This window comes from Actinoplanes sp. NPDC051851 (genome assembly GCF_040681165.1).
Taxonomy (GTDB): domain Bacteria; phylum Actinomycetota; class Actinomycetes; order Mycobacteriales; family Micromonosporaceae; genus Actinoplanes.
Genome location: NZ_JBFAYF010000009.1, coordinates 232,999 through 241,290, shown reverse-complemented (window position 1 = coordinate 241,290; position 8,292 = coordinate 232,999). Strand labels below are relative to the sequence as shown.

6 protein-coding genes are annotated in these 8,292 nt (G+C 73.0%); 4 read left to right on the top strand and 2 right to left on the bottom strand.

What is annotated here, in order from left to right; all coding sequences use genetic code 11:
- Positions 1-212: 212 nt before the first annotated feature.
- Complete coding sequence (locus tag AB0M08_RS12580) at positions 213-863, bottom strand: TetR/AcrR family transcriptional regulator (protein ID WP_364492118.1); 651 nt, start codon at positions 861-863, stop codon at positions 213-215.
- A 112-nt stretch (positions 864-975) separates the two neighbouring features.
- Between AB0M08_RS12580 and AB0M08_RS12575 the strand changes: the two genes are divergently transcribed.
- The 4 genes from AB0M08_RS12575 to solA are packed head-to-tail and all read left to right on the top strand — an operon-like array spanning position 976 to position 7,494.
- Positions 976-2,283 (top strand): Rieske 2Fe-2S domain-containing protein, encoded by a 1,308-nt coding sequence (locus AB0M08_RS12575; protein WP_364492116.1) that lies wholly within the window; start codon positions 976-978, stop codon positions 2,281-2,283.
- Positions 2,276-3,706 (top strand): glutamine synthetase family protein, encoded by a 1,431-nt coding sequence (locus tag AB0M08_RS12570; RefSeq protein WP_364492114.1) that lies wholly within the window; start codon positions 2,276-2,278, stop codon positions 3,704-3,706. The genes AB0M08_RS12575 and AB0M08_RS12570 overlap by 8 nt, the downstream gene beginning before the upstream one ends.
- Positions 3,707-3,715: 9 nt before the next feature.
- Positions 3,716-5,143, top strand: a complete 1,428-nt coding sequence (locus AB0M08_RS12565) for an aldehyde dehydrogenase family protein (RefSeq protein ID WP_364492112.1) — start codon at positions 3,716-3,718, stop codon at positions 5,141-5,143.
- A gap of 53 nt (positions 5,144-5,196) precedes the next feature.
- Positions 5,197-7,494, top strand: coding sequence for an N-methyl-L-tryptophan oxidase (gene solA, locus AB0M08_RS12560; RefSeq protein WP_364492110.1), 2,298 nt, complete (start codon positions 5,197-5,199; stop codon positions 7,492-7,494).
- 10 nt (positions 7,495-7,504) lie between these two features.
- Here solA and AB0M08_RS12555 read toward each other — a convergent pair whose 3' ends face one another.
- Positions 7,505-8,215, bottom strand: coding sequence for a GntR family transcriptional regulator (locus AB0M08_RS12555; protein WP_364492108.1), 711 nt, complete (start codon positions 8,213-8,215; stop codon positions 7,505-7,507).
- Positions 8,216-8,292: the final 77 nt, after the last annotated feature.

Genomic DNA, 8,292 nt, shown 5'->3' with positions numbered 1-8,292 from the left:
AGGCCACGGCTTCGGCTGCATCGACATAACCACACAACCTACCCACCCAGTCCCACGAACGGACACCAGCACCGAATAAGCCAGCAGGGTCACCCGTGAGGACCAGCCAAGGCGGGGAGGCGCGCTACGGCCTGGAGGGGGCAGGGGGTCGCGGCGCCCCTACGGGGAGCGTGACGCGACGGGTGTGGGATGGGTGGGGCGTACGGGAGACGTCACGAGAGCAGGGACGCGGCGGCCTGGCGGGAAGCGGTGACCTGGGGGGACGTCAGGCCCAGCATGCGCAGAGCGGCGTCGGCGGTGCGCGCGGGGAGGCCGGCGTCGATGGTCTCGGGGGACCAGCGGCGCTGCAGGATGGTGCTCTCGACGACGCCGAGGATGAGGCCGGCGAGCTGGCGGGGGGTGGTCTCGACCGGCGGGTCGCACTGGCGGATGAGGGACTCGTACGCGTCGGCGAGGCGCGTGCGGGCGGTGCGGAACGGGTCGAAGCGCGGGTCGGCGAGCTCCGGGAGCAGGTAGAGCTGTCCGATGTTGAGCGGGTCGGCGGTGAGCAGTGCGACGTCGGAGGCGCAGAGGGCCCAGAGGCGCGCGGCGGGGGTGGCGTCGGCGGCGAGCAGGCGGGTGGCGGTGTCGACGCTGGGCTGGACGGTGCCGAGCAGCAGCGTCAGCAGGATCTCGTGCTTGCCGGCGAAGTGGTGGTAGAGGCTGGGCTGACGGAGACCCGCCTCGGCGGCGATGGCCCGCAGCGTGGTGCCGCCGAAGCCGACCGTGCCGAAGAGCTTGGCGCCGGCGAAGAGGATGTCCTGCGCGGCGCCGCGGCCGGTCGGGGACGGGGCCTCGCGTGGTCTCCCCATGGCGCCCGGCATGCGTGCCAACCTAGCAGCGTCACCATCTGGAAACCCGCCGGACCTTTCCCCGCGACGATCACTCGTGGCAGGATTGGATCCAATCTTAGGCAGATAGAATCCAGGAGGCCGCGTGCTCAAGCGTGAGGACAACGAACGCGTCACCCGCAGCGGGCCCGGCACGCCGCTCGGTGGGCTGATGCGCGCCTACTGGCAGCCGGCCGCGCTGGTCTCCGAGATGACACCGGAGCGGCAGGTCAAACCGGTCCGGCTGCTCGGCGAGGACCTGGTGCTGTTCAAGAAGGACGACGGCGGCTGGGCCCTCGTCGGGCGGTTCTGCGCGCATCGCGGGGTCGATCTGGCCTTCGGGCGGCACGAGGACGGCGGGCTGCGCTGCCTCTACCACGGCTGGCTCTACGGGCCGGACGGGCGCTGCAAGGAGCAGCCCGCCGAGCCGGCGCACAGCCGGTTCGCGGAGAAGGTGCGGATCCCGAGCTACCCCTGCGTGGAGCGGAACGGGATCGTCTTCGCCTACCTCGGCGAGGGTGACCCGCCCCCGCTGCCCGGCTACGACGCGTTCGCGGCGCCGGACGAGTACACGTTCGCCTTCAAGGGCCTCTGGGAGTGCAACTGGCTGCAGGGGCTGGAGGGCGGGATCGACCCGAGCCACGTCTCGTTCCTGCACCGGTTCATCGACGAGGACCCGCGCGAGGTCTACGGGCAGCAGTTCAGCGAGATCGTCGAGGGCACCGGGCAGAAGCTGTCCAAGCTGGTCGGGGACGCGTACCGGCCGGACATCGAGGTCGAGGAGGCCGAGCACGGGCTGCGGGTCTACGCGCTGCGGCAGCTCACCGACGAGATCAAGCACGTGCGGATCACCAACCTGGTGTTCCCCAACGCGTTCGTGGTGCCGTTCGGCAACAGCAAGGTCTTCATCCAGTGGCACGTGCCGATCGACGACGAGAACCACTACTGGTACATGATCTTCTACGACTTCGCCCAGGAGACCGACAAGGAGACGCTGCTCGCGCAGCGTCTCTCCGAGGTGAGCCAGCCCGACTACCGCCCGCTGCGGAATCGTGCCAACAACTGGGGGTACGACCCCGGCGAGCAGCGCGACCTCACCTACACCGGGATGGGACTGGACATCAACGTCCACGACCAGTGGGCGGTGGAGAGCATGGGACGCGTGCAGGACCGGACCGTCGAGCGGCTCGGGGTCTCCGACCGGGCCGTCACGGCGAACCGGCGGATGCTGCTGAAGGCGATCGACGCGTTCGCGGCCGGCGGCACGGTCCCGGCGCGGATCGGCGAGCTGAGCGGCCCGCTCGCCGTCGACACCATCGCCCCCACCGGCGAGTGGGAGACGACCTGGCGGCGGCGCGAGGCCGAGCGGCGTGCCGCGTCGCCCTGGGCCGGTCAGGTGCGGGCGCATGCGTAGCGTGGACGAACGGCCGGTCGCCGAGGGCGGTGGCGGCTGGGACGCGCGGCCGATGCTCGCCGCCGACCGGGGCGGCTTCATCGACCGGCACGGCCTCTGGAGCCAGGAGCAGTACGCCGCGGCCGGGCAGATGCGCCGGGTGATCGACGAGGTCGGGCTGGAGCTGGTCCGCTTCTCCTTCGCCGACCAGCACGGCGTGCTGCACGGCAAGACGCTGACCCGGGCCTCGGTGCCGGCCGCGATGCGGAACGGGCTGACCGCGCCGAGTTCGCTGCTGCTCAAGGACTCGTCGGGGCGGTCGGTGCTGCCGGTCTTCACCGCGGACGCGGAGGCCGGGTTCGCCGGGGCCGGTGACGTGGTGCTGGTGCCGGACCCGGCGTCGTTCCGGGTGCTGCCGTGGGCGCCGAACACCGGCTGGGTGCTCTGCGACCTGCGCTTCCCCGACGGGTCCCCGGTGCCGTACTGCACCCGGTCGATGCTGCGCTCGCAACTCTCGCGGCTGGGCGAGGCGGGCTACGACATGACCGTCGGGGTGGAACTGGAGTTCCACGTCTTCTCCTCGTCCGCACAGAATGAAGGCGGTCAGCTTCTGCACGAGGAGGGGCTGGACCGGGTCGACGACGTGGTGCAGTTCCTGCAGCGCGGGCTCCAGCGGCTGGACCTGCCACTGCGCTCGATCGAGCTGGAGTTCGGGGCCGATCAGCTGGAGATCACCCTGGAGGCCGGGGCGGCGGCGCAGGCGGCCGACCACGTGACGCTGGTCCGCTCGGCGATCCGGCAGCTGTGCCGGCGCAACGGGTACCACGCGACGTTCATGTCCCGGCCGGCCGGCGCGGCGACCGCGTCGACCGGCTGGCACCTGCACCAGTCGCTGCGGGACCGGGTGACCGGGCGGGCGGCCTTCGAGCCGGGGCCGGACGAGACGCTGATGTCCAGCACGGCCCGGCACTGGCTGGGCGGGCTGCTGGCCCACGCGCCGGCCGCGGCGGCGTTCACCACGCCGACGGTGAACGGCTACAAGCGCTACCTGCCGTATTCTCTCGCCCCGGACCGGGTGCTCTGGGGTGCGGACAACAAGGGCGCGATGGTCCGGGTGGTGAGCGGGCGGCTGGAGAACAGGTCCGGCGAGCCGGCCGCGAACCCGTACCTCTACATCGCCTCGCAGGTGGTGAGCGGGCTGGACGGGCTGGCCGGGGGCCTCGACCCGGGGCCGCCGACCGAGAGCCCGTACGCGACCGACGCGGTCCGTCTCCCGCAGTCCCTCGGCGCCGCGATCGACGCCCTGGCGGCCGATCCGGTGTTCGCCGACGCCTTCGGCGAGCGGGTGGTGTCCTGGTACTCGCGGATCAAACGCGAGGAGTTCGCCCGCTATCTGGCGCATGTCTCCGACTGGGAGCAGCGCGAGTACTTCGAGCTTTTCTAAGGGGTTTCGGTGATCAACGCATTTCTGGTGGACGGGACGTGGATCGAGCCCGGCGACCGGGAGACCATCCCGGTCCTCGACCCGGCCGACGGCTCGGTGCTGACCGAGGTCGCCCAGGCCACCGAGGCCGACGTGGACGCCGCGGTGGCGGCGGCCGCCGCCGCGCACGCCGACCGGCGCTGGTCCGGGCTGCCGCCGATCGAGCGCACCCGGATCCTGACCCGGATCGCCGACCTGATCGAGGCGAACCTGGAGGAGCTGGCGGTCCTGGAGACCCGGGACAACGGCAAGCCGATCGAGCGGTCCCGGGCCGACACGGCGTTCTCGGCGCGGGACTTCCGGCACTTCGCGGGCGCTCCGGGGCGGCTGACCGGCACCGTGGTACCGATCGACGGCGGGTCGCACCACGTCTACACGGTGCTGGAGCCGGTCGGCGTGGTGGCGCTGATCCTGCCGTGGAACTTCCCGATCATGACGGCGGCGCACAAGCTCGCCCCGGCCCTGGCCGCCGGGTGCACGGTGGTGGTGAAACCCGCCGAGCAGACCCCGCTGACCATGCTGCGGCTCGCCGCGCTCTGCGCCGAGGCGGGCCTGCCCGACGGCGTGCTGAACGTGCTGACCGGCGACGGCCTGGTGGGCGCCGCGCTGGTCGCGCACCCCGGCGTGGCGAAGGTGTCGTTCACCGGCTCGACCGAGGTGGGCCGCTTGGTGATGGCCTCGGCGGCGGCCACCACCAAGCGGCTCACCCTGGAGCTCGGCGGTAAGAGCCCGAACATCGTCTTCGCCGACGCCGACCTGGACGCGGCCACCGCGACCGCGATGCGCGCCTCGTTCGGGCACTCCGGGCAGATGTGCACGGCGGGCAGCCGGATCCTGGTGCAGCGCTCGATCCTGGACGAGATGACGGAACGACTGATCGCCGCGACCGGGAGGGTGCCGGTCGGCAACGGTCTCGACGGCGGGATCTCGGTCGGGCCGCTCGTCTCCGAGGAGCAGCGGCAGATCGTGCTCTCGTACATCGAGAAGGGTAAGGCGGACGGGGCGACCGTGGCGGCCGGCGGCGGCGTACCGGACCGGCCGGGCTACTTCGTCGAGCCGACCCTGTTCACCGGGGTCACCAACGACATGGTGATCGCCCGCGAGGAGATCTTCGGGCCGGTCGCCGGGGTGATCGCGTTCGAGGACGAGGCCGAGGCGCTCGCGATCGCCAACGACACCGGGTACGGGCTGGCCGCCGGGGTGTGGACGCGGGACCTGTCCCGGGCGCACCGGATGGCCGCGGGCCTGCGGGTCGGGACGGTGTGGGTGAACACGTACAACATCTTCGACCCGGCGCTGGCCTTCGGCGGTGTCGGCGACTCCGGGCTCGGCCGTGACCTCGGCGATGAGGCGCTCCGGTCGTACTCCGAGTCCAAGGGCGTGGTGATCGCCCTGTGAGGGGCGTTCCTTACTCAGATGGGATCCAATCTCGTGACTTTGACATCCAAGCGATGAGCGCCATCGACCCGCTCGCCCTCCGCACGGCCACCCCCGGCACCCGGCACGCGCGGCACCTGAACGCGGCCGGCGCGGCCCTGCCGAGTGAGACCGTGCTCGGCACGGTGATCGAACACCTGCGGCTGGAGGCCCGGATCGGCGGCTACGAGGCCGCGGCCGCCGCCCTCCCGCAGACCGAGGAGGTCTACGCGCTCGCGGCGGAGCTGCTCGGCGGCTCGGCGGCGGACATCGCGCTGATGGAGAGCGCGACGGTCGCCTGGCACCGGGCCCTGGACGCGTTCCCGCTGCGCCCCGGCGACCGGATCCTCGCCTCCGCGTCGAGCTACGTGAGCTCGGCGATGCACCTGCTGGAGCTGCGCCGCTCCCGGGGCGTCGAGTTCGAGGTGCTGCCCTGCGCCCCGGACGGCACCGTCGACCTCGAGGCCCTCGCCACGGCGCTGCGCGAGCCCGCCGCCCTGGTCACCGTCGCCCACGTGCCGACCTCCTCGTCGCTGATCGAACCGGTCGCGGCGATCGCGGCGCTGGCCCGGGACGCCGGGGTACCGGTGCTGCTCGACGCCACCCAGTCGCTCGGGCAGCTCGACGTCCGGGGCCTCGGCTGCGACATCGTGGTCGGCACCGGGCGCAAGTTCCTCCGCGGCCCGCGCGGGACCGGCCTGCTCTACGTCTCCCCCGCGATGCGCGACCTCCTCCGGCCGCCGCACCCGGACGTGCGCGGTGCCGTCTGGCACAGCGACTTCGGGTTCGACCTCGTCGACGGGGCCCGGCGGTTCGAGACGTGGGAGACCTCGCACGCCCTGCGGCTGGGCCTGGGCACCGCACTGCGCGAGACGCTCGACCTCGGCGTCGGCGAGATCCAGCGGTACACCACCACCCTCGCCGACACGCTGCGCGCCTCGCTCGCCGGGCTCCCCGGGATCCGGCTGACCGATCCGGCCGCCGGGGGCGGGGCGATCGTCACCTTCGTGGTCGACGGCGAGGCGCCCACCGAGACGGCGGCACGGCTGCGGGCGGCGGGCGTGCACCTGGTCGCGGTGCCCGCCAAACACGGACGGTGGGATCTCGAACGGCGAGGGCTGGACGCGGTCGTCCGGGCATCGGTACACGTTTACAATGACGAAGCGGACATTTCAGCATTGGCCGGGGCATTGACCCGTCCGGCGGCACCCGCGTTGATCACGTCGGGGGCGCGGACGGACGTGATCGTGGTCGGCGCCGGGGTGCACGGGCTCGCCACCGCCTGGCACCTCGCTCAGCGCGGCACCAACGTCGTCCAGCTGGACCGTTTCCCCGAGGGGCACACCGAGGGGTCGTCACACGGGCACATCCGGATGATCCGGCGGGCGTACCCGAACCCGGTCTGGGACGAGCTGGTCGACCGGGCGTACCTGGCATGGGGCGAGCTGGCCGCGGCGGCCGGTGAACCGCTGCTGACCACGACCGGCGGGCTCTACGCGCGACCGGCCTCCGACGGCACCGCCGGCCTGCGCGGGCCGGGCTGCGAGACGGTCTCCGCCGCACGGGCCGCCGAGCTCTTCCCCGGGCTGACGCTGGGCGACGACTTCACCGCGGTGTACGACCCGGCGGCCGGCGTGCTCGACGCGGCCGCGGCCATGCGGTCGCTGCGCGAGCTCGGCCTGGCGCACGGGGTGGACCGGCGGACCGGGTGCCGGGTGGAGAGCTGGGCCGCCGACGGTGACGGGGTGGTGGTGCGGACCGCCGACGGGGTGCTGCGCGCCGACCGGCTGGTGATCGCCGCCGGGCCGTGGACCGGTGCGCTGGTGCCGTCGCTGGCCGAGCTGCTGACCGTGACCCGGATCGTCAACATCCACATCGGCGCCTCCGACCCGGCCCGGGTCACGGCGCCGGCGCTGGGGCCGTTCTCGGTCGAGGTGCCCGGCGTGGGCCTGCTCTACGGGCTGCCCGCGTTCGGCGGCGACGCGCTGAAGATCGGCCTGGACCACGGGCCGGCCGACGATCCGGAACGCCCGCAGACCCCGGTCACCGCGGCCGAGGCGGGCACCCTGCTGACGCTGGCCCGCCGATTCCTGCCCGTGGCCGACGGCGACGTGGTCGACTCGGTCGCGTGCCGGTACACGATGGCGCCCCGCAACCGGTTCGCGGTCGGCGCCCTGCCCGAGGCGCCCCAGGTGCTCGTCGCCGCGGCGTGCTCGGGGCACGGTTTCAAGTTCGGCCCGGCGATCGGTGCCGCGCTGGCCGACCTGGCGCTCGGCAAGCAGCGCCCCGACCTGGACTTCCTGGCCCCGGAACGCCTGGGGTCGACGGCATGACCGGGATGGGTCAGCCGCGGAAGACCGTCGCGGAACGGCGCTCGTACCACCGGGCCAGCTGGTCGCCGGCGCTGATCACGTGGGCCTGCATCTCGCGGCGGGCCAGGTCGATGTCCTCGGCCTCGAACGCGGCGAGGATCCGCTCGTGCTCGGCGAAGTTGTCGTCGCGATGGCGCGGGTGCTCGTGCAGCACCAGGGCCGAGACGTTGCGCGGGAACGCCCAGTTGATCTCCTGGATGGCCCGGGCCAGCCGCTCGTTGCCGGCGATCTCGTGGATCATCGTGTGGAAACGGTCGTTCGCCGCGTGCGAGGCCGCGTTCGGCGGGGCCTCGCCGGGGCGCAGCATGTCGTTGGTGGCGCGCAGGTCGGCCAGCCCGTCCCGGGTGATCCGGCGGACGGCGCGGACGGCGGCCAGGCCCTCCAGCTCGGCGCGGACCTCGTACGCCTCCCGGACCTCCCAGGGGGCCGGCACCCGGACCACGGCGCCGCGGTTGGGCACCACCTCGATCAGGCCGCCGGTCTGCAGCTGGCGCAGCGCCTCGCGGACCGGCGTGCGGCTGACGCCGAGGGCCTTGGCCAGCTCGGCCTGGCGCAGCTGGGCGCCGATCGGGATCTCGCCGGACATGATCCGCGCGCGGATGGCCGCCGCCGTCGCGTCGACGAGCGCGCTGCCGCTCTCGGACGCGGACTCGGCAGCGGCGTTGGGAAAGGCGAAGTCCATGGGGCCCTCGTCGGACGCAGGAACGGGGAGAGGTGTTAAGGCCGTCACCATAGCAAGCAATTTTGGATCCAAAGTAA

Bases quoted from the DNA above. Each gene is read 5' to 3' on its own strand.
- solA (WP_364492110.1), top strand. From the start codon at position 5,197: ATGAGCGCCATCGACCCGCTCGCCCTCCGCACGGCCACCCCCGGCACC.
- AB0M08_RS12570 (WP_364492114.1), top strand. From the start codon at position 2,276: ATGCGTAGCGTGGACGAACGGCCGGTCGCCGAGGGCGGTGGCGGCTGG.
- AB0M08_RS12580 (WP_364492118.1), bottom strand. From the start codon at position 863: ATGCCGGGCGCCATGGGGAGACCACGCGAGGCCCCGTCCCCGACCGGC.
- AB0M08_RS12555 (WP_364492108.1), bottom strand. From the start codon at position 8,215: ATGGACTTCGCCTTTCCCAACGCCGCTGCCGAGTCCGCGTCCGAGAGC.